The sequence below is a fragment of the Mycolicibacterium chengduense genome (assembly GCF_033741155.1).
Classification (GTDB): domain Bacteria; phylum Actinomycetota; class Actinomycetes; order Mycobacteriales; family Mycobacteriaceae; genus Mycobacterium.
In genome coordinates this window covers 1-25,441 of the sequence record NZ_JAWQNH010000010.1, presented here as the reverse complement: position 1 = coordinate 25,441, position 25,441 = coordinate 1, and the positions used below count along the sequence as shown (strand labels likewise).

Below are 25,441 nucleotides of genomic sequence, written 5' to 3'. Positions count from 1 at the left end.
CGCCACCGGTTTCAGCGCGGCGGGTCGCCCCGCCAGCTGAAGCTGTTGACGTACTTGCCCATGTCCAGCGCGATCTCCAGGCCGACCGCCGAGGGTTTCCCCGAGCCGAAGTCGGGTCCGAAGGCGTGGTACGGCCCGACCGCTCCGGCCACCAGGGCGACGCCGTTCTTGACGGCCGCGATCACCACCACCCGCATCCGGGTGTAGCTGCTCATGGCGCCCTGCGGCCAGCAGTCGGCGACCAGGCCGTAGCCGGGCTGGTATCCGACCATCGCATTGGGGATCTCGTAGGCGATCTTGGTGTCGGGAAACGTCTTCTTGACCAACGCGTTGGCGATATCGCGGGGGGACCGGCCGTTGGCCGGCTCGCTGAACAGCCGCAGGGTGCCGCCGTCACTGGCCTCGAATACCGCTGTCACGCTGTTGTCGGTGGTGGTCACCTTGTAGGCCGAATCGGGGGACGGATAGGACACCGAGAAGGAGCCGTCCGCGGCGGTGAAGCGCGGATTGATGGTCACCGGCTGTCCCATCGGCGGCCGACCGCAGTCCGGCGGGCACACATACCGGGCCGACGGTTTGGCCAGCAGCCCGGACAGACCGACCAGCCCGGCGGCCACCACCACGATCGTGACGCTCAGCACCAAGGCCAGCCAGCGGAACGACGTCTTGCGTGGCGGGGGAGCGGCGAAGGTCCCGGCGTGCAGCGAATACCCGGGCGCCAGTCCGACCACGATGGGTCCGGTGGCCTGCTCCTCGGCGAGCCGGATCGGGCGCTCCTGGCGGCGGGAATTGCGGGATTTGCGCGACGATGCGTGCATCGCGGCACCGCAGAAGGCGCAGAACGGGGCATCCGGCACCACATGGTTGCACTCGGTGCACAGCAGCGGCTCGTCGGCGTGCATATCGTCCTGGGCCTCGTGCAACAGCGCCAGGTGCAGGCCGATGCGCAGCGACAGCAGTGCGAGCATGGAGAGCGTCAGATGGACGGCCAGTTGCAGCCATTGCGGGACGCGAGCCACGTCGATCAGGCCGATCGCGGCATAGACGGCGACGACGATCACCGCGATCGAGATCAGGGTGAGGCGCACGAACCCGCGGTTGTTGCCGGCCTTGGTCGGTGGTCGGGTGAACCACAGTGCGGCGCCGATCAATCCACCGACGGCGGCGGCGGTGATGGGGACGGCGATGCCGCGGATACCCGCCTCGACCAACAGGCCGTCCAACGGCCGGGCCCGGGCCACCATGCCGGTGGTGAACTGCGGAGCTAGCCGGGTCAGTGTCGCGGCGCCGGTGAACGTGAGGGCACCGAGAGCACCGATGGCGTAGCCGTCCAGCGCTTCCCGGACCCCGGGACGGCTCAGCCGGACCACGACGGCGGGAACCAGCATGATGATCATCGCGCCCACCGGAATGCCGATACCGTCGCGCATGATGCGCGCTCCGGCGATTCCCGCGCCCAGCGGTACCCCGTAGGCGCGGGCCACCGCCGCGCCGGTGAGCAGGACCCAGAGGACGCCGAGGCCGATGCCCAGTGCCGCCGTATAGGCCAGGGTGCTGCGCGGAATGTCCTCGGCCAGGTCGGATTCCCGCAGATACATCAGGAACAGCAGCGGTAGGCCCAGGGAGGCCACGGTGATGAGCGCGGCGGGCAGCCGGAACACCGTCGCCAGCGTCAGCGCCACCAGAAGCAGCCCAAGTCCCAGGAGGAAGGCCTTGCGTGAGCGCGGGGACAGGTGCGGGAACAACGAACTGGTGACCGACGGGGTCAACAGGTGCTGGCCGGGCGCGGCGCTGAAGGTCTTGGCGCGCAGCCAGTGTGGTCCGTCACCGGCCTGGTGCTCGGCGAGCGGGACCCCGCACAGTCCGCAGTATTTGCCGGCCGGGACGTCGACCCGGCAGACCGGGCATTCGACCATTCCCGGTGCCGGGGAAGAGGTTCCGGTGTCGTCTGTGGTGGTCATCAGGCCTGGACTCGTTGTGCGATGAGCAGATTGCGGGCGAGGTTGTCTACGTCGGGGGTGCCCAGTCCGCTGACCAGGTCATAACCCGGGGTGGCGATATCCACGGCGTTGCCGCCGAGGGTGATGTCCCGGAAGGCGGGCCGGGGGGCGCCCTGCGCGATCCGGTACAGCAGGGGGTTGATCTCGCCGATCAGGGTGCCTCCGTTGGCCAGTAGGTACTGGTCCATGATCGCGGTCAGGCCGGCCCAGATGGGGGCGGACTGCGAGGTGCCGCCGCCGATCACCAGATCGCCGTTCAGCACGATCTTCACGCCGGTGAACGGATCGGCCACCGCGGAGATATCGGGTGTCATCCGCTTGCCGGTGTTGCGGGCCGGGGGTACCTGGCCGGCCGCGGCGCGTTGCCACGGCGGCAGGTCGAACAGGGTGGACACGCCTCCGCCGGTGCCCTGTGACAGCGGGACATCGAACCAGGTCTGTTCGGCCAACCAGGTGCCGCGGTCGTCGGTGGACAGGGTGGTGCCGCCGACGCTGGTCATCTCGGGGATCGAAGACACCGAATCCAGGCCGATGTCGTCGGGGCCGGGCACCGAGTCCCAGTCGCTGCCGCCCTTGCACTCCAGCCCGGCCAGGTCGCCGCTGGCGTTGTAGGCGGTGGTGCCATGAGACTGTGCGGTCCGCAACGCCGACCGCACCGGGGCCAGATCTGCCGCGGTGAGCAACTTGTCGCAGCCCCAGCCGATCGACAGGCTCCAGATGGCGCCGGGGTAGGCCCGGTCGACGTCTTCGAACAGCTTGCCGATCTTCTGGTAGGCGCCGTCCCCTTGGACGGTCGGCCGGGCGTTGACCACGACCTTGCGGGCATCGGGTGCAACGGCGTGTGCCACTTGCAGATCCATGGTCGTCTCGCCGTGTGCGACGGGGAGCGGGTCACCGAACGTGTCCGGGGTGAACGTGGGCAGGGAGAACAGGTTGGCGAAGGTGTCGAGGTCTTTCTGGTCGTAACCACTGAACGCGAAGATGACGATCGTGGTGCCCTTACCGGTGAAGCCGTCGGCGACGAGCTTGTCGGCGTTGTAGGTGGTCAGCAGGGCACTGGGGGTCAGACCGCGGTCGGGGACGTCCAGCGCGATATCGGGACGGGACACGTGGTGCGGGGTGTAGCCCAGGATCCGTCCGAGTTCGGTGACCTCGCTGCGCAGCGCCTCGGGCACCTGAGGCTGCTGGGGCGAGGCGTAGAACTGCTGGCCCTGCTTGCCCCGGTAGTCGTGCACGGTGACGTCGAAGGCGCGCGCTATGGCGTCCGGGTTGCCCTCGACAATGGCCCAGTCGTCACTCGGGCGCCAGGAGACCGTGAGTCCCCGGGCCTGGGTCCAGGTCATCAGATCGTCGGGACGCTGATGACCGGTGAGCGCCGCCGTCAGCTGGATCTGCTGCTGCCGGGCCGGGCCGAGGTCGGTGGAGGCAGCCAGCAGCGACGCATAGGGGCCCTGGATGAGGTTGGCCCCCAAGAAATGTCGGCTGATCGGCAGATCAGAAGCAAAGACCAGCACACCGGCCAGTAGGAGCGCCGGTAGCCAGTGGGCGATACCCGTGTGGTGTCGGTTCACGTTCGAGGTGCCGGACCCGCGTATTGCGGGCCCGGCTCACTCGTACCGGCGGGTCAGTTGTCCCCGGGGATGGCGGTCGGCGCCGGCGGGGCCTTCACCGTGGGGGTGAACTTGTTACCGCCGGAGGGGCTGATCGACTTCTCGGTGGGCTCGACCGACGGGGCCGTCGTGGTGGTGGTCGTGGTGGTGGTCGACGTCTCGGGAGACTTTTTCTCCTCGGAGCTACAGGCGGCGGTGAAGCCGATCATCGCGAGGATGGCAGCGCCCCCGATGGCCGCCGAGACGCGGCGGGTCAGATGTGAATTCATGATGCGGTCCTTACCTCTCCCCCGAGTGGTGTATGAGCCGGCCTTCGGGGAATCGTTGTCGATCCCGCACGGTTCACGGCCATCTTACCTGGTGATTCGCTGTGCACCCGTGCATCAGTCCCCTCCCGAAGCGGGTTCTGGTGCCCAGACTTTAGCGCAGCGCCCAGGTGGGCGCACAGGCATTACACAGGGCCTCGCCCCGTGGCCTAGTCGGCCGTCGGCGCGGCTGCGCGGGGGTTGGGGCAAGCCGTCGGGTTGCGCTTGACGGTGATTCCGGAGAAGTGTTTACTCGAGCGATCGAACATGCGTTCGAATACGGCTGAAACTGATGGTGCGGGAGGTGCTGCTGTGACAGTGTCTTCCGGCCTGGACGTGCAGCGCATAAATCGCGATGACCAGGTTGAACACCTGAGGCGAAGAATAGCCGAAGTTTCGGCCCGGGTCGGCTCCCGAAGTCGGGGCGGGGTGCGTGCGGATACCCCAGAACCCGAGTCGGAAAGTTTGCTGACAATCCCGGAAACCCTTGCCGGGAGGCTTCCGGTGGCGTTGCCGCGCGGGACCGCGGCCGTGCTCACCGGGGCCAGGTCGCTCCCGCTGAGCATGGTGGCCGCGGTGACGGCAGCCGGCGGGCATGCCGCGATCGTCGGGCAACCCCGGGCCTGCCTGCTGGCCGCGGCCGAGATGGGGGCGGACCTGAGCCGGATCGCGGTCATCCCGGACCCCGGTGCCGATCCGGTCGAGGTGGCCGCGGTCCTGCTGGACGGTTTGGATCTGGTGGTTCTGGACCTGGCCGGCCGGGTGGTTCCGGCGACCCGGGCCCGAGCGGTGACGGCGCGGGCCCGGCAGAAGGGGTGCACGCTGTTGGTCACCGGTGGGGATTGGCCGGGGGCGCAGGCCCGGCTGGATGCCGCCGTCAGTGGATATGAGGTGATCGGCGCGGGTGCTGCCGGACCGGTGCCCGGGTGCGGGCGGATCGGCCGGGTGCGGTTGGTGACCCGCAGCCGCGGTCGCATCCCCGGACTGGCCCGTGCCGTGGGTGGCTAGCGTGTCCCGGGTTCTCGCGCTCTGGTGCATGGATTGGCCCGCGGTGGCCGCGGCCTCGGCCGCCGGTCTGGCAGCCACCGATCCGATCGCGGTGACGTTGGCCAACCGGGTCATCGCGTGTTCGGCATCGGCGCGGGCCGCCGGGGTGCGGCGCGGTCTGCGCCGGCGGGAGGCCCAGGCCCGGTGCCCGCAGTTGTCCGTCAGCGCCGCCGACCCGGCCCGCGACGCCCGCCATTTCGAAGGGGTGACGGCGGCGGTCGACGAGGTGGTGCCCCGCGCGGAGGTGCTGCGGCCCGGCCTGCTGGTCATGCCGGTGCGCGGTGCGGCCCGCTATTTCGGATCCGAGCATGCCGCGGCGGAACGGTTGGTCGACGCGGTCGCGGCGGCCGGGGCCGAATGCCAGACCGGGATTGCCGACCAACTGGCCACGGCGGTGTTCGCGGCGCGGGCCGGCCGGATCGTCGAGCCGGGGGAAGATGCGCCATTCCTGTCCGATCTGTCCATTCGGGAATTGGCCACCGAACCGAGCCTGGCGTCACCCGGGCGAGAAGATCTCGCCGACCTGTTATGGCGCATGGGAATCCGAAAGATCGGACAGTTCGCCGAACTGTCCCGCACCGATGTGGCCTCCCGGTTCGGCGCGGATGCGATCATCGCGCACCGATTCGCCTGCGGCGAGTCGTCCCGCGGGCCGTCGGGGCGCGAACCGGAACGTGACCTCGATGCCGTGCTGCACTGCGATCCGCCGATCGACCGGGTGGACGCGGCGGCTTTCGCCGGCCGGTCGTTGGCCGGCGAGCTGCACCGCAGCCTGGAGTCCGCCGGTGTGGGTTGCACCCGGCTGGCCATCCAAGCGGTCACCGCCAATGGCGAGGAACTGCACCGGGTTTGGCGGTGCGCCGAACCGCTGACCGAGGACGCCACCGCCGATCGGGTGCGCTGGCAACTTGACGGCTGGCTCACGCGGCGTTCGCTCGGTGGGCCGGGCCCCACCGGCCCGATCACCACGCTGCGGCTGCATCCGGTGGAGGTGGTGTCGGCCGGTGCGCTGCAGCTGCCGCTGTGGGGATCATCGGGTGACGACGACCGGCTGCGGGCCAGGCGGGCGCTGGTGCGGGTGCAGGGCCTGCTGGGGCCGGAGGCGGTGCAGGTGCCGGTGCTCAGCGGGGGGCGCGGACCCGCCGAGCGCATCACCTTCACGGCCCTGGGTGACGAACCGGTGCCCGCGGCCGACCCGGACCAGCCGTGGCCGGGACAATTGCCCGAGCCCGCGCCTGCGGTCCTGCTCGACGATCCGGTGGAACTGCTTGACGCAGAAGGCGATCCGGTGCGGGTGACGGCTCGCGGACTGTTCTCCGCCGACCCGGCCCAGCTGAGAACACCGGGACATTCCGCGGTGTTGCAGTGGTGGGCCGGGCCATGGCCGGTCGACGAACGGTGGTGGGATCCCGGTTCGGCGCGCGCCGGCCGAACCGCACGGGCGCAGGTGCTGCTCGGCGGCCGCACCGAGCCGGGGCCTGCCATGCTGCTGTGTTACCGGCAGCGCCGCTGGTATGTGGAGGGGATCTACGAGTGATGGTGCGCAGCGGCGCAGGACTAATCGGTGAATGCCCGCGAGTACCGGCAGCCATCGCGATCCACCCAGGCGGCCACACCACCGATCACCGGCCCGAACACGAGGTGCTCGGGCAACCGCGTATCGGTGCCGATCCGGAACGTCGACCCACCGACGGCGACCAGTTCGGCGTGATCGGTGGGGGCCTCGACCCCGCCGGCGGCGATCAGCACGAGACCGCCACCGCGTGCCACCACGCGGAAATTCGTGAACCACGGTGAGTAGCAGCGGTAATGCCCACACAACGGTGCCAGCGCCGCGGCATCGGACTCGGTGCCCGCCGCCGGGTGCGGACCACCGAAAACCTTCGGGCCCCACATCCACACGCCGTCTCGGAAGACCAACGTGAACATGTCCAGCGACGGTGTGCGAGCCACCGCGCCGCGGCTCCACGTGCGTACCAATGCCGCCCGTTCCACCGCATGTGCATCCACATGCTCCAGGGCCAGCCGGACCCGGTCGCCGTCGCGTTCCTCGACACCGACCCGCACGCGCTGCCCGCCGGGACCGGCGAATTCACCGAGCAGTTCCCGGGTGTCGTCAGCACTCCACCAGTGCGGGTCGAGCCCGCCAACGGGCACCGTGCCGGGCCGCCGCAACTCCGCGGCGACGCTGCGGGCGATCGCCTCGGCGACCGGGGAATCACCGTTGGCGTTGGTGAGGACGCAGACGGCCATCCCGTCGTCGAGATCGGCCAGCAGGAACGAGGCGTAGCCCACCATGCCGCCGCCGTGGGACAGCACCATGCGCCCACCGTTGCGTTCGGTGTTGATGCCGAGGCCGTAGCGGCTGGCGTCGCTCGCCGGCACGCCGGGCAGGACCGGGATGTCTTCGCCGTCGGGGGCGGTGCTGCTCACCATGATGTCGAAGTCGTGGGCATCCAACACCGTCGTGTCATCCACTGTGCCCCGGCCCAGCAACATTCGGGCAAACCGAGCCATATCGGATGCGGTGGCGGCGATATTGCCGTCGGCACCGGCAACTTCCAGCCAGGGGGCCTGCACCAGCGGGTCGCCCGGGATCCACGGACGGTCGTCACGCAGCGGCTGATAGCCGCGCGCCAAGGACGGGTAATCGTCATGCGTCACCCGCGCGATGGTGCTCGTCATCCCCAGCGGACGCAGGATCTCGTCGCGTACCAGATCCGGCAACGGACGCCCCGACACCTGCCGCGCCACCAGGCCCGCCAGGATGAAACCCAGATTCGAGTAGTGGAAGAACGTTCCCGGTTCGGCAGGGGACACCTCGCCGCCGAAGGCCGCGGCCTGACCGAGCTCGTCGGGCAGGGCATCGACCCCGGCCACCAGACCCGCCGTGTGGTTGAGCAGCCGCTCGATGGTGATGTCGGCCCCGCGCAGCGGTTCCGGCAGCCAGTCGAGCACCGCACCGACGGGATCGGCGAGTCGGATCAACTCCCGCCGCGCCAGCCGCAGCATCACCATCGAGGTGAAAACCTTGCTGATCGAACCGATCTCGAAGCGGTGCTGCGGTTCGACCGGTGTGCCCGCCACGAGGTCGGCAAACCCGAATCGGTGCGAGAACACCACACCGTGCCGATCGACGGCCACCACGGCGCACCCGGGAACCGCCCAGTGTTCGCAGATGGCAGCCGCGACCGCCCGCGCGGACTCAGCCATCCGCCCGCGCCAGCAGCTGTTCCCGGCGCAGCAGGTCGTCGAACGTCTCCCGGCGCACGGCCAGCCGCGAGCTGCCGTCGCGGCAGAACACCACGGGTGGCCGCAGCGCGGTGTTGTAGTTGTTGGCCATGGTGTAGCAGTACGCACCCGTCACCGGAACGGTGACCAGGTCGCCCACCACCGGGGAGACCACCGGCACATCCCGGGCGATCTCGTCCCCGGATTCGCAGTGTCGGCCCACCACATCCACCATCTCGAGGGGCCCGCTGCGGTCGATCACCGACGGTTGGAAGGCCTGCCCGTACAGCGAGACCTCCAGATTGTCGCCCATGCCGCCGTCCACGGCGAGGTGAGTTCGCTTGCCGCGCTTGACGGTGACGACGCGATAGGCGGTGATCCCATTGCGGGCCACCATCGACCGGCCCGGCTCCACCAGCAGCTCCACATCGGTACCGAGATGGCGATGCACGGCCGAGACGAGCCGCTGAGCGTACTCGTCGATCGACGGCGCCGTATCGGCGCTGGTGTAGCGCACCCCCAGACCGCCGCCGAAATCGTAGACGCCGAACCGCTCGAACTCCGCGAGCGCCTGCACGGCGGCATCGAACTGGTCCAGATCCAGCAGCTGGGACCCGACGTGCGCATGAAGACCACGCAGATCGAGCATCGGCTCGTTGCGGATGTGCCGGATCACCTCGGCGACCTGGTCCGACGGGATGCCGAACTTGGAGCTGTCGTGCCCGGTCATCATGGCGGCATGGGTCTTGGCGTCCATGGCCGGGCTCACCCGCAGCAGCACCGGAACCGGTTGGCGCGCAAGGCGGGCGATGCGCTCGACGTCATCGAGATTGTCGACGACGATGTAGCGCACCCGCGCGTCGACGGCGGCGCGGATATCGTCGTCGGTCTTGGCGTTGCCGTGGAAGACCATCCGCGCGGGATCGGCTCCGGCGGCCAGCGCCAACCCGAGCTCACCCGCGGCGGCGGTATCGGCGCCGCAGCCCTCCTCGGCCACCACCCCGATCACCGACGCCGAAGGGAAGCTCTTCGAGGCGAACAACACCAGCGAGCGGGGATGGCGGCTACCGAAGGCCTCGACATAGGTCCGGGCCGTGCGCCGCAGGGCGCCTTCGTCGATCAGATAAGCCGGTGTGCCGTACTGTTCGGCGAGGTCGGCCACGGCGCACCCGCCGATGAGCAGCCGCTGTCGGTCATCGAGGGCGGCGCCCTGCGGGTACAGCGACAGGTCGATATCGGTGGGCGTTCGCAGCGTGGTCATCGCTACCTTTCCTGGCCGGGGGAGGCGCCCCTGGTGCGTTGGGACTGGCATGCGGCATCGTGCCGGTCGAATCGCGCGGCCCATACAGCGGCCATGGCGGGGTCGGGTTCGACGATGTCGGGCCGGTGGTGCGCTACCGCTGCGGTGTGCGGCCAGCCCAGCGCCGATCGTCCGGCGAACAGGGCCGCGCCCAGCGCCGAATGGTCGTGTTCGTGGCGATCGAAGGTCACGGTGCGGCCGGTCGCGTCGGCCAGATCCTGGCGGAAGGTCGTTGCGGCGCCGCCGGAACCACTCAACCTGATGTCTCCCCGCACTCCGCAGGCCTGCGCCAGTACGTCGAGGCAGCGCCGTGATTCGAGCACGATGCCGGCCAGCAATCCACGCGCCAGTTCCGCGCGGGTGGTGCCCAGCGTCAAGCCTTCGACGGCTCCCACCAGTCGCGGATCCCACAGCGCCCCTTGCTCTCCCGGTGAGAGGTAGGGCAGCACCAACGGTGCGGACTCCAGCGTGGCGCTCGCGGCGAGCTCGGCCAGCGCGGCCGGGCCGGCATCGACACCCAGCAGGTCGGCCAGCCACTGCATCGCCGAACCCGTTGCCAGTAAATCCATTTCGAGCCCGTATCCGGGTCCGGCCATCGGTGTCACGAGATAGCGTCCGGCCGCATCGGTGACCACGGTAGGGGACCAGCCGAGGATCACATTGCTGGTTCCGGCGATATAGGCCACGGACCCGGGGCCGTGCACGCCGAGGCCGTAGGCGCCCAGCACGGAATCCGCCGCTCCGACGACGACGGGGATGCCGGCCTCCACACCCCAGCGGCGGGCCACCGCCGCCGTCAGGGGGCGGTGCTCCGACGATGGTGTGACGTCGGGGACCGCCGCCACACCGGCAGCCGAAAGAACCGCACCATCCCATGTTTCGGTGTGCAGATCGTAGGCGCCGTAACCGGCCGCCGTGCTCGGGTCGGTCAGCAGTTCCCCGGTCAGGGCCTGGAACAGGTAGTCCTTCGCGCCCGCGACCATGGTGGCCGCCGGTAAGCCCAGCCGGACCCGCCTGGCATGCATCGCAAGCAGATATCGGCCGTCGAACCGTTGCCCGGTGCGCTGGTAGAGCACATCCGCGCCAACCCGTTCGGCGATGAGGTCCCCGTCGACTTCGGCGCGGCCGTCCTTCCATGTGACGGCGGCACCGACCGGGGTGCCGTCACCGGACAGGTTCACCAGGGTGGGCAACATGGCCGACAGGCCGATGGCCCGCCACGACCGCGGCTCGGTCAGCTCGGCGAGCCGGCCAACCGCGGTATCGCAGGAGGTCAACCAATCCGCCGGATCTTGTTCGGCTGCACCGGGTTCCGGCTGGGCCGTCGGGTACTCGGCGCGGGCCCGCGCGACGCAGCGACCGGTGGCGTCGACGGCCACGGCCTTGAGACTGCTCGTCCCGAGGTCGATGCCGATCGCCAGTGTGCTACCGCTCACGCGCCACCACGGTGAGCGCGGCGTCGGCCGCGGTGAGGGTGTCGTCGATATCGGCATCGGTATGCACCAGCGATACGAACAGGTTCTCGAACTGCAGCGGGTGGAACAACACCCCGCGCACCACCATCTCCTGATACCAGCGGGTGAAGACATCCTCTCGGGCGTGTGCCGCCGCGTCCCGCCAGTTCTTGATGGGGCGGTCGGTGAACCACAGTTGGAACACCGTACCGATCCCTTCCACGTACGCGTCGATACCCTTCTCGTCGGCGATGGCCTTGAGGCCGCGGCCCAACCGGTCGCCCAGTGCGCGCTGCCGCTCGTAGAGACCGGGGGTTGCCAGTACGTCCATGGTCGCCGATACCGCGGCGCATTGCACGACATTGGCGTTGTAGGTGCCCGAGTGTGAGTATGTGCCGTCGGCGATCAGGCGCATCGCGTCCTTCGTGCCGCCCACGGCGGCCACCGGGAAGCCGCCACCGATGCCCTTGGCGTAGGTGGTCAGATCCGGGTAGACACCGAACCATTCCTGGGCGCCACCGCGCGCGAAGCGGAACCCGGTGATCACCTCGTCGAAGATCAACATGGCACCGTGTTTGGTGGTCTGCTCGCGCAGCAGTTCGAGGTAACCCGGCTCGGGGAGGATGCACCCGGTGTTGAAGACGGCCGGTTCGGTGAGCACCGCCGCCACCTCATCGCCCCGCTCGGTCATCAGCTTGACGAAGCTGTCCGGGTCGTTCCAGGTCAGTACCACCAGGGTGTCCGCCAGTTCGGCCGGGACACCGCGCCCCATCGCGACGGGCCGGGGCCGGTCGGCGGGTCCGGCCAGGTCGGGGTCCACGTGGTTGGACCAATACACGGTGTCCTGCCAGCCGTGATAGTGGCCCTCGAAGCGGACGATCAGCCGGCGGCCGGTGGTGGCCCTGGCCAGTCGCACCGCCGTTCCCACGGCCTCCGAACCGGAGTTGGTGAACCGGACCTGTTCCAGGCCGGGGACGGTGGCCACCACCTTCTCGGCGGCTTCGATCTCCAGTTCGTAGGGCAGGCCGAAGCAGGTCCCGTAGTCGGCGATGGCGCCGGCGACGGCCGCGGTGACCTCGGGGTGCCGGTGGCCCAGGATCATCGGGCCGAGGCCGAGCAGGTAGTCGATGTACTCGTTGCCGTCGACATCGCGCAGGCGTGAGCCGCGGCCCTCGGAGATGAAGAGGGGATACGGTTTCCAGCCGTTGCGTGGTAGCCGTGCCGTGCTTCCGGCGCCGCCGGGAATGGTGCGGCACGCGCGTTCGTAGAGGGTCCTGGTGGTGGCGGTCCGTTCGGCGAAGGTGGTGTCGAACGTCGTCATGGGGTGCCTTTCCTCGCGTCCTGAGTAATAAACATACTCAGTATACTAAGCATATGTCAGTGGTCGTCCGCGAATGCGGAAGCGGGGTACAGGAATTCAATCAAAGCCCGCACCGGGGTACCGGTAGGGCCGGCCGGCCACGGATGCGCGTCGTGCTCCAGCCACGCAGCCGAACCGTTGTCGATGTGCACCCACGGCACCTCGCCGACGAAGGTGCGCAAGTACGCAGCCGCCAATTGACCGGTATCGGGTATGCCGGGGCAGATGTTGGCGGTGTCGGCGACGCGGGACACCAGGGTCGATACGTACGGCGGCGGCAGGGGCAGCAGCCAGCCGCGGTCGAAGGCCCGCGACCCGGCGTCGACGACGGCCGCCCCCAGTTCGGGCGATGTGGCCCAACAGCCCCAGAACCCCGGACCCAGCCCGCCGGAGTCGGTCAACGTTCCCACGTCGATCAGGTGCGCCGGGCGTTGCGCGGCAAGCCAACCCAGCGCATCGGCCAGCACGAGCCGGCCTTCGCTGTCGGTGTCGAGCACCTCGGTGGTGCGCCCGCCGGGGTGCGACACCACGTCACCGGGCCGCAGCGCGGCCGGTCCCGGCATGTTCTCGGCCATCGGCAGGATGGCGACCACCGGTGCGCGTCGTCCCAGGGCGGCGGCGCCGATCACGGCGGCCGCCACCGACGCCGCCCCGGCCATATCCGATTTCATCCAACCGAGTTCGCCGGCGTCCCGTTTGAGGTTGATGCCACCCGAGTCGAAGGTGATGCCCTTTCCGGCCAAGGCCGTTGTGGGCCCGGCGCCGTCGATCCGCAGCTCCACGACGAGCGGGGCCTGCGCGCTGCCGGCACCCACCCCTAGAGTCCCGCCGAAGCCACGGGTCCGCAGGGTCGCGGCGTCCCACACCGTGACGGTGACCGCGTCTGGTGCCAGCTGAGCGGCGAAGTCGGTCACCTGAGCGGCAAAATCATTGGGGCACAGCTGGTTGGCTGGCGTCTGAACCAGCTGTCGCACCCAGGCCGTTGCGCGCGCAACGACGGCAGCCCTGGCCAGGGGCGTGAGGGCGTCGGCCGGGGAATCGTCGACGATCTCGATCGACCCGCCCGGCAGCACCGCCTCCGGGGTTCGCCGGTATTGCCACCGCCCGAGCGCGTGGCCTTGCGCGACGGCGCCGAGCACACCGCTGGATTCCAGCGCGAGCGTCGAGGCGACGGACCGCGGGCACCGAGCGGCCAGCGCGGCGTCGAACAGGGCGTGGGCCGATTCGACCCGAGATCCCAAACCCACCAACACGATTCGCAGGGGACCTGTCGGGCGGTCGAGCACCACGACCGAGCGGGCCGCCGGGCTGGCGTCGAAATCCGGGTCCGCTGCGGCGAGGCCGACCACATCCACGCCCAGCGCCTCGACGAGTGCGGCGGCCCCCCGGCCGCCACGCACGCCGTCACCCGTGGCGAACACACCGACCACGACGTCGATGTCCTGACCGCCGGCCAGCGCGCCGGCCAGCGCATCCGGTCGCAGCCGGGTCAGCGGAGTGTCCGTCACGGGACCGGGTGCACCTGCAGCAGGGTCTGGGTCGAGAGGTTGTTCACCGATCCGACGAGGGGGGAGAGCAAGAACCCCGTCCACTTCGGCGAGTGCGCCTCGATCACATTCTGGTAGGCGAGCACGATGTACGGCCGGTCGTCGAAGGCGATCTGCTGCATCTGGTTGATGATCTGCTGCCGCTCGGCGCGATCGCGGGCGACGCCCTGTGCCGTGTACAGCTCGTCGTACTTGGGGTTGCAGTACCCGCTGTCGTTGTTGTTGCCCCACTGTGCACAGGTGAGGGCGCTGAGCTGAAAGTCGGGATCCACCGGGGGGATCCAGTCCCACATCGCCACGTCGAAATCGTCGTAGGTGTTGTCGGCGCCCATGATCGCGGCGCTGGCGGCGTCGGTGTCCATCTTGCGCATGACCAGGTTGACGCCGGCCTCCCGCAAGCTGTTCTGCGCGGTCTGGAACATCCGGTCGCCCGCACCGTTGATCTCGGTCGGGAAGATGACGTCATAGGACATCGGCACGCCGTTGGCCACCCGGATGCCATCGGGGCCCCTGCGGTATCCGAGGCCGTCGAGAATCGCATTGGTCTGGCCGATGTCGAACGGCAGGGCCTTGATGGAAGCATCGTGCCATCCGGTGGCGGGGGCGACGATGGTCGATCCCGGCGTCGCCATCCCGAGCCAGGCCGTGCTGACCATCTCGTCGCGGTTCATGGCGTACTCGATTGCCTTGCGCACCTGCGGGTTCAACAACTCGGGGTGGTTCTTCTTCTTCGGGTTGGTGTTGATGATCAGCTCGTAGAAGCCCGAGCTTGCCGTCGTCCCGACCTCTTGTCCGGCGTCCTTGAGGGACGGGACCGTGGTCGCCGGTGTCGATTCGCCGATCATGTCCACCTGCCCGGTGCGCAGGGCGGTCACCATCGCATCGGAGTTGGCGAAGATCTGCAGGCCGAACCCGCCGATCTGCGGTTTGGTGGCGCCCCACCAGTTCGGGTTGCGCTCGAACAGGGCGAGCTGGTCCTTCTTGTACTGGGTGAGCCGGAACGGGCCGCCCGACACCATGGGCGCACCGTTGTCGAAGGTCGTGATCGCCTTGCCGTCACCGGTGGCGTACTGCGCCCAGATGTGTTCGGGAAGGATTGGCACCTGCTGCATTTGGGCCAGCACATTGGAGACCGGTGCCGTATAGCTGAGGGTCAGCTGGTTGTCTCCGGTGGCCGTCGCGGACGCCAGATTGTGGATGAATCCGGCCAGCATGCCGGTGGGGCCGTCCTGGAACTGCTTGATGGTGTTCAGCGTGAAGGCGGCATCCTTGGCGGTCAGGGGTTGACCGTCGGACCACTTGGCGTCCTTGACGGTGTCGAACGTCCACGTCAGACCGTCGGGCGAGGTGCGCCAGGCGGTCGCGAACGACGGCTGTAACGACAGGTCCTTGGTGTCGTATTCGGTGAGGTGCGGATACACGTACTGGTAGGTGACGTTGCTGTAGTCCGAGCTGGACACGAACGGATTCAGTGAGTCGATCGAGGCGCTCACCCCGATGCGCAATACCGGTGCGTTCGACTCCTGGGAGCTGGTGGAGCCCCCGCAGCCGGCCAGTGCGGCGGCTGCCGCGGCGATCGAGACCACTGCACATATTCGGCGGAACTTCATCTGGACCTTCCCTCGTCCTGCGGGCTGGGGCCCGGCGACCGGTTGATTTTCTTCGCCGCTGAAGGCCTCGACCTACGTGACAGTTCGTAACACGTGGTTCACTTGGCGTGCTTAGTATGATGACTAGCTCAAGTGTCGTCAACAGGAAGGGCTGCCGGTGGCGGGGTACCTCTGGAAGCGCACACTTTTCGCGCTGCTGACCATCTTCGTCGCCCTGACCGTGAATTTTGTGTTGTTCCGGGTTCTCCCCGGCGACGCCGTCACCCGGGTGTCCCGCGTGCCCAACGCCTCACCGGAGCTCCGGGCTGCGCTCGAAGCTCAGTTCGGGCTCGACAAGTCGTTGTGGGAGCAGTACCTGCGATACCTGGAGCAGCTCGCTCATGGCAATCTTGGCGTGTCCTTCACCAACCGCCAACCCGTGCTGGACAACTTGGTGGAGGCGTTCGGCAACACCCTGCCGATGGTGACAACCGGCACGGTGATCGCCATCGTCCTGGGTATCGCGGTCGGGGTCTACGGGGCGGTCCGGCGCAACACCGTCGGCGATCACCTATCCACCGGAATCGCGGTGGCGTTCTACGCCTTCCCGACGCAGTTTCTCGGCATGATGCTGCTCATCCTGTTCGCCGGCGTGCTGCCCTCGGTGGGCATGGCGGACCCGTTCGCGGTCGCGCTCTCCCCTGGTGAGCAGTTCCTCGACGTCGTTCGGCACATGACCTTGCCCGCACTCACCCTGGTCCTGACGCTGTATGCCGAGAATGCCCTCATCGTCAGGTCCGCGATGCTGGAAACGCTCGGTGAGGACTACATCTTGACCGCCCGTGCAAAGGGTCTGTCCCGACGCCGGATCATCTGGGCGTACGCCCTGCGCAATGCGGCCCTGCCGACCATCACCCAGGTGGCATTGTCGCTGGGCGCGGTGGTCAGCGGCTCCATCCTGGTCGAGGTGATCTTCTCCTGGCCGGGTATCGGTCGGGCACTGTATGACGCTGTCCTGCAACGGGATTATCCGATGCTTCAGGGCGGTTTCCTGGCGATCACGGTCACCGTGGTCGTCCTCAACTACCTTGCCGATCTGCTGTACTTCCGCCTCGACCCGCGGGTCGGGCAGTGAGCGAGGAATCGATCGTGGCCACATCGTCGATGCCGGCGCCGCGCCGGGGCGCCTGGGCGGCGCTGCGCACCGCGTCGGGCACGCCGGCCGCGATCATCGGATTCGTGGTCATCGGGCTGTTTTTGATCGTGTCGGTGTTCTCCGGCTTGATCAAGCCGTACAGCACCTCGCTGCCCAGTTGTGCGGTGTTCGAACCACCGTCGGCCCGGCACTGGCTGGGGTGTGACGACGGCGGCATCGACATGCTCAGCCTGGTGTTGCAGGGCGGTCAGGTGTCCATGTTCGTCGGCTTCACCGCGGCCGTCATCGCCATCGTGATCGGAGCGGTGTTCGGCGTGCTCTCCGGCTACTTCGGCGGGTGGGTGGACACCGTCCTGATGCGAATCACCGACTACTTCATGGTTATTCCGCAGATCGTGCTGATGATCGTGGTCGCCGCGGTGTGGGGGCCCAGCCTGAGCCACGTCATCCTGGTGATCGGCTTCCTGATGTGGACCAGCACGGCGCGGGTGGTCCGGGCTCAGGTGAAGAGTCTGCGCGAGCGGGTATACGTGCGGCGGGCGGTGTCGATCGGGGCCGGGCACACCCGGATCATCCTGACGCACATCGTCCCTCAACTCGGTCCGCTGCTGATCGCCAACACCGTCCTGGCCATCACACTGGCCATCTTCAACGAGACGGCATTGGCGTTCCTCGGCCTGTCCGATCCGACGGCCGTGACCTGGGGAACCATCATGGAGCACGCGTTCGAGCGGGGTGCGGTCAGCACTGGGGCCTGGTGGTCCATCGTTCCCGCCGGATTGTGTGTGGCCGCCCTGATCGTCGGCTGTTACCTGGTGGGCAATTCCATCGAGGACGGACTCAATCCGCGGCTGCGATCTTCCTATCTGTCGACCACATCGTGGCGACTGCGGCCGTTGGTCGGCCGCGGAGAGGACGCCCTGTGACCGAGTCGAACGCACTCGAGCTGGTGGACCTGAACGTCTGGTTCGATCCGCGGGATCACCCGCGCGACAACCCGATTCACACGGTCAAGAACGTCTCGCTGAAGGTCGCACCCGGCGAACGGGTCGGCCTGGTGGGCGAATCCGGCTGCGGTAAGACCACGACCATCCTGGCCGCCATCGGGCTGCTCCCCGCGTCCGCGACAGTCGGCGGGCAAGTGCGTGTCGACGGCCACAATGTCATCGCCGACGGGGAAGCCGGCATCCGGCCGCATCGATGGACCGACATCGCCATGGTGTTCCAGGGTGCGATGAGTGCCTTCAACCCGGTGAAGACGGTCGGTTGGCAGATCCGGGAGGCGCTCGAGGTGCACGGAATCGCCCGGGGCGCAGCCGCACTCGAGCGGACCAAGGAACTACTCGACCTGGTCGGACTCCCGTCGGGCACTGATGCCAAATACCCGCACCAACTGTCCGGAGGGATGAAGCAGCGGGCGGTGATCGCGATGGCGCTCGCGTGCGAACCCAAGGTCTTGCTCGCCGACGAGCCGACCACGGCGCTCGACGTCGTGGTCCAGGACCAGGTGTTGCGCCTGCTGGTCCGGCTGTGCACGGAACTCGGACTGGCGCTGGTGCTGGTCACTCACGATCTCGGGGTGGTGGCCCAGGCCTGCACCCGCGCCGCGGTGATGCGGGCCGGCGAGATCGTGGAGGAAGGCTCGGTCGACGATCTCTATCGGCGTCCGGCTCATCCGTACACCCGGGCGTTGTTCGAGGCCACACCTAACCTCGCCGATGTCCGCCCACTGGCCGAAGCGCCCGATGCGAAAGCTCCCTTGCTCGAGGTCACCGACCTGCGGGTGACCTACGGCGACCTCGCGCTCCGGCCGGGCCGCCGATGGCTGTCCAGGCGGGCTGCGCCAGCGCCGACCGCGGCCGCGCCCTCCGACGCGGTGGCCAATGTCAGCCTGACGGTTGCCGAAGGGGAGCTGGTCGCCCTGGTCGGCCAGTCCGGCTGCGGCAAGACCACCACCCTGCAAGCGATTCTGGGAATGCAACCGGTACGGTCGGGCTCCATCCGCATCGACGGGGTCGAGATCACCGATCTCGGGCCGCGGGCCTGGCGGCCGCTCCGTCGTAACGTCCAGATGATCTACCAGGATCCCTACGAGGCACTCGACGGGCGACTACGGGTCGAGGACACCGTGCTGGAACCGCTTGTGGTGCATCGCATGGGCGGTGATCGGCGACAGCGTCGTGCCCTGGTGGCCGAGACGCTGCGCGATGTTGGCCTCGACCCGGAGGCACTCGCCCAGCGCTACCCGCACGAGCTTTCCGGCGGGCAACGCCAGCGCGTCGCGATAGCCGCGAGCTTGGTGTTGCGCCCGCGTCTGCTGCTGGCCGACGAGCCGGTCTCCATGCTCGATGTGTCGGTGCGCACCGGGGTGCTCGAACTCCTCGACAATCTCCGGCGTGAGCATCGGATGGGCATCCTGATGATCACCCACGATCTTTCGACGGCCGCGGCCTACGCGGACCGGATCGTCGTGATGCGCGACGGTCGAATCGTCGAGTCAGGTGCACCGTGGCGGATCGTCAACGAGCCCACCGCCGACTACACCAGGAAATTGTTGGACAGTGTCCCCAGCCCCGATCCGCAACACCATCACCTGTCCTGACGGCAGCGTGCCGTCAACGCGAGCGAGCTGCCGGTGGGGGAGTGCCCAGCGGACGAACCGACCACGGCCCGTTGTTGTCCGGTTCCATCAGCCGTGGACTGGAACTGCCCGAGACATAGAACAGGAATTCGCGGGCCGGGTAGGTCTGCTGGAAGCTGTCGAACGCCACGCCGGCGCCATTGACGCTGACCCCCCGAATCCGCACCACGTAATCCTTCGTGGCAAGCCGAAGGTGTTCGCGTTCCCACGAATTGGGGTGATCGACCTCGAAGACCTGCTCGACGAAGTCGTCGGTGAAGCCGTATCGTTCGGCGAGGAAGTCATAGAGCGACTCACCGTCGGCGAGGCGATTCTCGTCGAGCGCCGGCACGATACTGAGCGGCAGCACGGCCTTCTCCAGGACCTTCGGGGCGCTGCCGAGCCGGCGCAGTCGGCAGATCTCCCACACCGGCTGCCCGGCGTCGATGCCAAGGGCTGCCGCATGTTTGGGGCTGGGCAGCCCGACCAGCATGCTGACCAGTTCCGTATCGAGCTGCACTTCGTCGCCCTGGCTCTTGAGCGTCTCCAAGAGCGCGCCGGGACGCGACGGTTCGCTGACGAGGCGCTGTGGCGCCACGAACGTGCCGACGCCCTGATGGCGCACGATCTTGCCGCTGCGGGTCAGTTCGTCGAGCGCACGGCGCACCGAGATCACACTGACCCCGGCCATCTCGGCAAGCTCGGCCGTACTGGGCAGCTGATCACCCTCGGTCATCCCGCGCTCTTCGATCATGGACACGACGAGGTCGTAGACGTGCTGATAGCGAAGGGCGCGTGGGGATCCCTTGTCGCGCGATCGCGCGCCGCTCTTCGGTGCGCCTTCGGTCACAAATCCTCCAGGGTCGGCCGGCGACCGACCATCCGGGGCCTTCCTTCAGTGCCCGCAGAGTAGCCGTCTCATCGAATCTTCACACATTGTTATACAAGGAATGAGGATTGACGTGAAAATCATCGTTGCCCCGGACCCCGCTGGTGTGGCCGTCGCGGCGGCCGATATCGTCACCGACGTGGTGCGCACCGAGCCCGCGGCGGTGCTCGGGCTCGCCACCGGATCCAGCCCGCTCGGTCTCTACGCCGAACTCGCCGCCCGGGTGGCCGCGGGCCTCGACATGACCGCAGTGCGGGGATTCGCCCTCGACGAGTATGTCGGGTTGGCGCCGCACGACCCGCGCAGCTATGCCCACGTCATCCGCACCACGGTCACCGAGCCGCTGCGGCTGCACCCGCGGAACGTGCTGGTGCCCAACGGTATCGCCGACGATTTGCCGGCGGCCTGCGCCGACTTCGAGGACGCCATCGCCGCTGCCGGCGGTGTCGACGTCCAAGTGCTCGGCATCGGGCGTAATGGTCATCTCGGATTCAACGAACCGATGTCGCCCTTCGACTCCCGCACCAGGGTCGCGACGCTGACCGACTCGACCCGCAGGGACAACGCTCGATTCTTCGACAGGCCGCAGGACGTGCCCGACCGCTGCGTGACACAAGGCCTGGGCACCATCATGGACGCGCGGATCGCCGTGCTGATCGCCACGGGTCCGGCGAAGGCCGCTGCCGTGGCCGCTGCCGTGGACGGACCCGTCACGCCATGCTGTCCGGCGTCCATCCTGCAGCGTCACGATCGGGCCGTGCTGGTGCTCGACGAGGCGGCCGCCGCCCGACTGGGGTGAGGTGATCCTCGGGCTGCGCGGCGGGCCGAGATGGTCAGGCCAGCCCCTGCGCGAACGGACCCACCCGCGCGATGAACCGGTCGAAGAAGACGGTCGGATCGACCTCGACCCCGACGTGCGCATTGAGGTCGCGGCCCCACCGGCCGTTCCAGTCGGCCACCGTCATGGCACGGGTCAGAGTTCCGGTCAATTCGACGTCGACGGTGGCCTGCCGGTAGCGCACCAACTCCGGATCCAGGGCCACGGCCGCGGCCAGGGGGTCGTGCAGATGCGCGAGATACCCTTCGCCCTGGTCGAAATGGAACTCGAAGTAGAACCGCATCGCGTCCTCGAGCACCCGGATCAACGGGTTGGCCGCGGTGGACCGGGTACCGCGATCGTCGAGCACACTCATCGGCGTCGACGGTGCCCCGGCCGCCGCCGCGAGCCGGGCCAGGATCGACGGTGTCATCACCGCGTTCTCGGTGAGGTTGAGGCCCAGGATGATCGGCAGGTGCGTCGGTTTGTGCAGACCCCACGCCGCACCCCAGACGGCGAACACCTCGGCCGCGGCCTCCGGATCGACACTGATGTTCCACTCCGCGACGGCCGTGGTGTTACCGCGATAGTCGAACGCCCCACCCATGATCACCAGCCGGCGCAGCAGCCTCGGCAGCGCCGGTTCCTTGCGCAGCGCCAGCGCCAGATTGGTCAGCGGCCCGGTGACCAACCCGATCAGCTCACCGGGATACGCATGAGCGGCGCCCACCCAGGCTTCGGCGGCGTCATACGGCGTCAGTGTCTGATCGGCGGCCGGTAACCGGGCGTAGCCCAAACCTTCTGGGCCGTGGGTGTCCTCGGCCGTGCGCAACGGGATGCTCAGCGGATTCTCGGCGCCCCTGGACACCTCGACCCCGGTGACGCCGCACAACGCCAGCAGGCCCAGGTTGTTGGCGCACACCCGATCCACCGGCACGTTGCCCGCCGTCGACGCGATGCCCACCACTTCGGCGTCGGCACTGGCGAACAGGTACGCCAGAGCCATCGCGTCATCGACACCGGTGTCCACGTCGGCGAACACCGGCTGCCTCGTTGCGCCTGTCACGTCGCCCACCCTAGGACGCGACTGTTACCAGTGCACCCCCGGTATCAGCCGGACGGCTCGCTTGACCGGCCGGGGCACTCGCGCGGTCCGGGGGGCACGGACGGCGCGCTTGGGCTGGCGTGTCACCGGCGGTGCATCGGCGTTCGGTGCGGGTACGGCCTCACCCCTGGCGGCCGCCGAATCCGGGTAACCCAGGTAGATCTGATGCAGCACCCGCCGCGACAGCCGCGGGGTGAAGTAGGTTCCGAGATCAGCCAGCGTGCCGACCGGGGTGTCGATCCGGGCCGGCTTCTCGATCAGGCCGCGCACCACCATGGCGGCGGCATGCTCGGCGGTGATCGGCGGCATCGGGTTCAGCCGTTTGGACGGTGCGATCATCGGCGTGCTCACCAGCGGCATGTGGATGTTGGTGAAGGTGATGTGATCCGAGAGCGTCTCGGTGCCGACCACCTCGGCGAAGGCATCCAAGGCAGCCTTGCTCGGCAGGTAGGCGCTGTATTTCGGACTGTTGGCCTGGACACCCGCGCTCGACACGTTCACCACGTGCCCGAAACGCCTTTCCCGCCAATGCGGTAGCAGCGCGAGCACCATGCGGACCGCGCCGAAGTAGTTGACCGCCATCACCCGCTCGTAATCGTGCAGGCGGTCTGTGGAGGCCGCCACGGACCGGCGGATCGACCGTCCGGCGTTGTTCACCAGATAATCCACGTGCCCGAACCGGCCGAGGATGTCCTTGACGGTGTGTTCCACCGACGCCGAGTCGGTGACGTCACAGGTGAAGGCGTGGGCTTTCCCACCGGCAGCACGGATCTCGTCGACCAGCTCGTCGAGCGCATCGGCGTTGCGGGCCAGGGCGAAAACCGTTGCCCCGCGTTGTGCGACGGCGACCGCGGATGCCCGGCCGATACCACTGGAGGCTCCGGTGATGATGACGTGCCGTCCGACCAGCGGACCGTCCGGGTCGTCCCGGCGGGCCCGGTCCGGGTCCAGGTGTTCGGCCCAGTAACGCCACAGCTTCGGTGCGTACGTTGCGAATTCGGGCACCTCGATGCCGGTGCCGCGCAGTGCTTCTACCGTGCGCTCGGCGGTGAAGGTGGGGGCGAGGTCGACGACATCGAGGATTTCGGCCGGGATCCCGAGCTGCACGGCGGCCATATTGCGCAGGATCTTGGCCCGCCCGGTCGCCTTGAGCACCGGTGTCACCGTCACGGTGGGGAGCGCGCCGCGCAGGGGCGGCAGGCCCGCCTCGCTCGCCACCCCACGGTAGATGCCGCGCAGACCAATCGATTTCGGCGCGGTCAGGTGGAATGTCTCGCCCTCGCGGCCGGGGCTGTGCATGAGATGGACGACGGCGTCGACGACATAGTCCACCGGCACGACGTTGGTGCGCCCGACGTCGGGCAGCACCATCGGGGTGACGCGGGGCAGTGCCGCCAGTTTTGCGAGCAACCCGAAGAAGTAGTACGGGCCGTCCACCTTGTCCATCTCGCCGGTGCGGGAGTCGCCGACGACCGCCGCGGGCCGATAGATCCGGTATCGCAGCCCGCTGGCCCGGACCAGTTGTTCGGCCTCGAACTTGGTCTGGTGGTACGGCGTGGGCAGATCCTGGGCGACGTCGAAATCGTCTTCGGTGTAGACCCCCGGATAGCTGCCGGCGACCGCGATGGAGGACAGATGCTCCAAGGTGGCACCCAACCGCCGGGTCAGTTCGATGACGGCGGCGGTGCCCTCCACGTTGGCCGTCCGCTGCTGGGCGGCCGGGGCGGTGAAGTCGTAGATCGCCGCGCAGTGCACCACGTGGTCGATGGGCCCCAGCTCGGCGAGCACGTCGTCGGTGAGCCCCAAGCCCGGTGCCGCCAGATCTCCCACCAGTGGTTTGACCCGCGACCCCCAGGATTGCGCGAGCTGCTCGAAGCGGCCGAGCGACCCCCGCCGCACCAGCACCCAGACCTGCGCCTGGTCATCGCGCTGCAGCAGCCGTGACACGATGCGGCGGCCGATAAACCCAGTACCGCCGGTAACGACATAATTCATGCGGTCATGGTCGTCCTTGTGGCGGCGCGCGTCAACCATGGGTTTTCGGGACCGCGTCTCAGTGCCAGTCCCAGACGGACATGTCGCCTGCTGGGTAGTTCTGGCAGATGTCGGTGGTGTGGGCGGCCACACCTTTGTTGTTGAAGAACAGTTTGGCCCAGTTGGGCCAGCGCCAGGACATTTGTTCGTAGAAGGCGTTGGTGGCGGTGTCTTCGGAGTATTGGCGCCGTCCGGCGTAGTCCAGGGAGAAGAACCAGTGGATGCGGTCTTGGGCGCCTTGTTGGTCGGCGGCGGGTTTGTTGTTGTAGTCGATCATGTAGCGCTCGTAGTAGACGGGTTCGACGTCGCGGGCGGCGGCCATGATCTGTTCGGCGGTGCAGGGAGTTTTGAGGATGCGGTTGGGGATGGGGTAGTCGTCGGTGGCGTCGGCTGAGGCGATGCCGGGGGTGGCCAGGGTGCCGGCCAGGGCTGCGGCGGCGACACCGAATCGGATGGTCTTGTGCATCATGGGCGTTCCTTCCTAGTGCTGGGCGGCCGCGACCTGGTCGAGGATGACGCGTTTGTCGGGGCAGTAGTAGTTCAGGGCGGCACCGAGGAACTGCCAGTTCTGTTCGGTGGTGTTGTGGCGGTCGAGGTTGTCGCCGATGAATGTGGCTGAGGCGTAGGCGTCGTGGTCGACGTTGTTGGCCAGGCGTTTGCAGACCAGTTTGCCGATCCAGGCGTTGTAGTCCTTTTGGCCGTAGATGCCGTAGGTGTGCAATTCGTGGGCGAAGTTGGTGTCCGGATCCCGGTCATAGGCCGGATCGGCTTGGGCGGGTGCAGCCAGCGTGAATCCGGAGATGATCGCCGCCGCCGCAATACCATTCGCAAGGAACCGGTGCATTGAATGTCCTTCGTCGAGGGTGAGTACTTCCGATGAGCCCTTGCTGTCGCTGCCGGATCCGCGGGCCCGGGTCTTGTTGACCACGTCGATGAACACTGCCGGCATCATCCGGATTCACCGGTTCCAGCTGCGACGTTCGAGTGCTCACCGAATCGCGCGGTTCGACGAGTAGGTACTTTCTGGGGCCACCAGAACCACGGGCCGAGGACCCGGGCCAGCGGCATGACGAGGAACAGCCTCACGATCATCATGTCGAAGACCAGTCCGATACAGATCGTCGCTCCGGCTTGGCCGATGTTGACCACGTCGCTGGACAGCATGGCGAGCATGGTGCCGGCGAGAACCAAGGCGGCGGTGACAGCCACATTGCCGGAGCCGGCAATGGTGCGGATCAGGCCGGTGCGAATGCCCGCCGACAGCTCTTCGCGGTATCGGGAGCGTCGCTGAAGTACGGTGTGTGCGGTGCGGCCCCCGTTGACGCCGATATCGTTGCCCGCGCTGAACAGCGGCTGGGCTGCGTCATTCGTCAGGGG

21 protein-coding genes are annotated in these 25,441 nt (G+C 68.2%); 6 read left to right on the top strand and 15 right to left on the bottom strand.

Translation table 11 applies throughout. From position 1 onward, the window contains the following. Nucleotides 1-11: 11 nt before the first annotated feature. Genes SBI67_RS27665 through SBI67_RS27655 form a run of 3 tightly spaced genes read right to left on the bottom strand, consistent with a single transcriptional unit; the run spans nucleotide 12 to nucleotide 3,879 of the window. Entirely contained in the window at nucleotides 12-1,961 is a 1,950-nt protein-coding gene (locus SBI67_RS27665; RefSeq protein ID WP_318983641.1) for a zinc ribbon domain-containing protein, read from the bottom strand. Next, a complete protein-coding gene (locus SBI67_RS27660; RefSeq protein ID WP_413232580.1) occupies nucleotides 1,961-3,571 on the bottom strand; it encodes a S53 family peptidase in 1,611 nt (536 codons plus the stop codon). Before SBI67_RS27660 ends, SBI67_RS27665 begins: the two co-directional genes overlap by 1 nt. 53 nt (nucleotides 3,572-3,624) lie before the next feature. After that, entirely contained in the window at nucleotides 3,625-3,879 is a 255-nt protein-coding gene (locus tag SBI67_RS27655; protein ID WP_266046455.1) for a hypothetical protein, read from the bottom strand. A 348-nt stretch (nucleotides 3,880-4,227) separates the two neighbouring features. Between SBI67_RS27655 and SBI67_RS27650 the strand changes: the two genes are divergently transcribed. Then, nucleotides 4,228-4,923 carry a DnaE2-dependent mutagenesis accessory factor ImuA' gene (locus SBI67_RS27650; protein ID WP_318983640.1) on the top strand — a complete coding sequence of 232 codons (696 nt, stop codon included), beginning with the start codon at nucleotides 4,228-4,230 and terminating at the stop codon, nucleotides 4,921-4,923. 28 nt (nucleotides 4,924-4,951) lie between these two features. Next, nucleotides 4,952-6,499 carry a DNA polymerase Y family protein gene (locus SBI67_RS27645; RefSeq protein ID WP_318983733.1) on the top strand — a complete coding sequence of 516 codons (1,548 nt, stop codon included), beginning with the start codon at nucleotides 4,952-4,954 and terminating at the stop codon, nucleotides 6,497-6,499. Between the two features lie 20 nt (nucleotides 6,500-6,519). Here the strand turns inward: SBI67_RS27645 and SBI67_RS27640 are convergent, their stop codons facing one another. The 6 genes from SBI67_RS27640 to SBI67_RS27615 are packed head-to-tail and all read right to left on the bottom strand — an operon-like array spanning nucleotide 6,520 to nucleotide 15,464. Next, nucleotides 6,520-8,175 (bottom strand): serine hydrolase domain-containing protein, encoded by a 1,656-nt coding sequence (locus tag SBI67_RS27640; protein WP_318983639.1) that lies wholly within the window; start codon nucleotides 8,173-8,175, stop codon nucleotides 6,520-6,522. Further along, the gene (lysA, locus tag SBI67_RS27635; RefSeq protein WP_318983638.1) at nucleotides 8,168-9,454 is read right to left on the bottom strand and encodes a diaminopimelate decarboxylase; all 1,287 of its coding nucleotides are present in this window, start codon (nucleotides 9,452-9,454) and stop codon (nucleotides 8,168-8,170) included. The genes SBI67_RS27640 and lysA overlap by 8 nt, the downstream gene beginning before the upstream one ends. A 2-nt stretch (nucleotides 9,455-9,456) precedes the next feature. Further along, entirely contained in the window at nucleotides 9,457-10,929 is a 1,473-nt protein-coding gene (locus SBI67_RS27630; RefSeq protein WP_318983637.1) for a xylulokinase, read from the bottom strand. After that, a complete protein-coding gene (locus SBI67_RS27625; protein ID WP_318983636.1) occupies nucleotides 10,919-12,268 on the bottom strand; it encodes an aspartate aminotransferase family protein in 1,350 nt (449 codons plus the stop codon). Before SBI67_RS27625 ends, SBI67_RS27630 begins: the two co-directional genes overlap by 11 nt. Nucleotides 12,269-12,324: 56 nt before the next feature. Further along, complete coding sequence (locus SBI67_RS27620; RefSeq protein ID WP_318983635.1) at nucleotides 12,325-13,815, bottom strand: leucyl aminopeptidase family protein; 1,491 nt, start codon at nucleotides 13,813-13,815, stop codon at nucleotides 12,325-12,327. Continuing rightward, entirely contained in the window at nucleotides 13,812-15,464 is a 1,653-nt protein-coding gene (locus SBI67_RS27615; protein ID WP_318983634.1) for an ABC transporter substrate-binding protein, read from the bottom strand. The genes SBI67_RS27620 and SBI67_RS27615 overlap by 4 nt, the downstream gene beginning before the upstream one ends. A gap of 157 nt (nucleotides 15,465-15,621) precedes the next feature. Between SBI67_RS27615 and SBI67_RS27610 the strand changes: the two genes are divergently transcribed. The 3 genes from SBI67_RS27610 to SBI67_RS27600 are packed head-to-tail and all read left to right on the top strand — an operon-like array spanning nucleotide 15,622 to nucleotide 19,201. Beyond that, on the top strand, nucleotides 15,622-16,578 hold the full coding sequence (locus tag SBI67_RS27610; RefSeq protein WP_318983633.1) for an ABC transporter permease: 957 nt from the start codon (nucleotides 15,622-15,624) through the stop codon (nucleotides 16,576-16,578). Continuing rightward, a complete protein-coding gene (locus tag SBI67_RS27605) occupies nucleotides 16,575-17,525 on the top strand; it encodes an ABC transporter permease (RefSeq protein WP_318983632.1) in 951 nt (316 codons plus the stop codon). Before SBI67_RS27610 ends, SBI67_RS27605 begins: the two co-directional genes overlap by 4 nt. Then, on the top strand, nucleotides 17,522-19,201 hold the full coding sequence (locus SBI67_RS27600) for a dipeptide ABC transporter ATP-binding protein (RefSeq protein WP_318983631.1): 1,680 nt from the start codon (nucleotides 17,522-17,524) through the stop codon (nucleotides 19,199-19,201). The genes SBI67_RS27605 and SBI67_RS27600 overlap by 4 nt, the downstream gene beginning before the upstream one ends. Nucleotides 19,202-19,214: 13 nt before the next feature. Here the strand turns inward: SBI67_RS27600 and SBI67_RS27595 are convergent, their stop codons facing one another. After that, entirely contained in the window at nucleotides 19,215-20,069 is an 855-nt protein-coding gene (locus SBI67_RS27595) for a GntR family transcriptional regulator (protein WP_318983630.1), read from the bottom strand. Nucleotides 20,070-20,181: 112 nt separating this feature from the next. On the opposite strand from SBI67_RS27595, the gene SBI67_RS27590 reads away from it, so the two are divergent. Beyond that, the gene (locus SBI67_RS27590; RefSeq protein ID WP_318983629.1) at nucleotides 20,182-20,907 is read left to right on the top strand and encodes a glucosamine-6-phosphate deaminase; all 726 of its coding nucleotides are present in this window, start codon (nucleotides 20,182-20,184) and stop codon (nucleotides 20,905-20,907) included. A 34-nt stretch (nucleotides 20,908-20,941) separates the two neighbouring features. Here the strand turns inward: SBI67_RS27590 and SBI67_RS27585 are convergent, their stop codons facing one another. The 5 genes from SBI67_RS27585 to SBI67_RS27565 all read right to left on the bottom strand — a co-directional run. Beyond that, a complete protein-coding gene (locus tag SBI67_RS27585; RefSeq protein ID WP_318983628.1) occupies nucleotides 20,942-21,991 on the bottom strand; it encodes a nucleoside hydrolase in 1,050 nt (349 codons plus the stop codon). Between the two features lie 24 nt (nucleotides 21,992-22,015). After that, nucleotides 22,016-24,025 carry an SDR family oxidoreductase gene (locus SBI67_RS27580; RefSeq protein ID WP_318983627.1) on the bottom strand — a complete coding sequence of 670 codons (2,010 nt, stop codon included), beginning with the start codon at nucleotides 24,023-24,025 and terminating at the stop codon, nucleotides 22,016-22,018. A gap of 58 nt (nucleotides 24,026-24,083) precedes the next feature. After that, the gene (locus SBI67_RS27575; protein ID WP_318983732.1) at nucleotides 24,084-24,530 is read right to left on the bottom strand and encodes a DUF5078 domain-containing protein; all 447 of its coding nucleotides are present in this window, start codon (nucleotides 24,528-24,530) and stop codon (nucleotides 24,084-24,086) included. A gap of 15 nt (nucleotides 24,531-24,545) precedes the next feature. Next, a complete protein-coding gene (locus SBI67_RS27570; RefSeq protein WP_318983731.1) occupies nucleotides 24,546-24,908 on the bottom strand; it encodes a DUF732 domain-containing protein in 363 nt (120 codons plus the stop codon). A gap of 104 nt (nucleotides 24,909-25,012) precedes the next feature. Next, nucleotides 25,013-25,441 (bottom strand): MMPL family transporter (locus tag SBI67_RS27565; RefSeq protein WP_318983626.1); only part of this gene is annotated, 429 nt, incomplete at its 5' end.

What these genes read in the sequence shown, in the direction of transcription:
- SBI67_RS27665 (WP_318983641.1), bottom strand. Translation starts at nt 1,961, where the DNA reads ATGACCACCACAGACGACACCGGAACCTCTTCCCCGGCACCGGGAATG.
- SBI67_RS27655 (WP_266046455.1), bottom strand. Translation starts at nt 3,879, where the DNA reads ATGAATTCACATCTGACCCGCCGCGTCTCGGCGGCCATCGGGGGCGCT.
- SBI67_RS27645 (WP_318983733.1), top strand. Translation starts at nt 4,952, where the DNA reads ATGGATTGGCCCGCGGTGGCCGCGGCCTCGGCCGCCGGTCTGGCAGCC.
- SBI67_RS27640 (WP_318983639.1), bottom strand. Translation starts at nt 8,175, where the DNA reads ATGGCTGAGTCCGCGCGGGCGGTCGCGGCTGCCATCTGCGAACACTGG.
- lysA (WP_318983638.1), bottom strand. Translation starts at nt 9,454, where the DNA reads ATGACCACGCTGCGAACGCCCACCGATATCGACCTGTCGCTGTACCCG.
- SBI67_RS27625 (WP_318983636.1), bottom strand. Translation starts at nt 12,268, where the DNA reads ATGACGACGTTCGACACCACCTTCGCCGAACGGACCGCCACCACCAGG.
- SBI67_RS27615 (WP_318983634.1), bottom strand. Translation starts at nt 15,464, where the DNA reads ATGAAGTTCCGCCGAATATGTGCAGTGGTCTCGATCGCCGCGGCAGCC.
- SBI67_RS27580 (WP_318983627.1), bottom strand. Translation starts at nt 24,025, where the DNA reads ATGAATTATGTCGTTACCGGCGGTACTGGGTTTATCGGCCGCCGCATC.
- SBI67_RS27575 (WP_318983732.1), bottom strand. Translation starts at nt 24,530, where the DNA reads ATGCACAAGACCATCCGATTCGGTGTCGCCGCCGCAGCCCTGGCCGGC.
- SBI67_RS27570 (WP_318983731.1), bottom strand. Translation starts at nt 24,908, where the DNA reads ATGCACCGGTTCCTTGCGAATGGTATTGCGGCGGCGGCGATCATCTCC.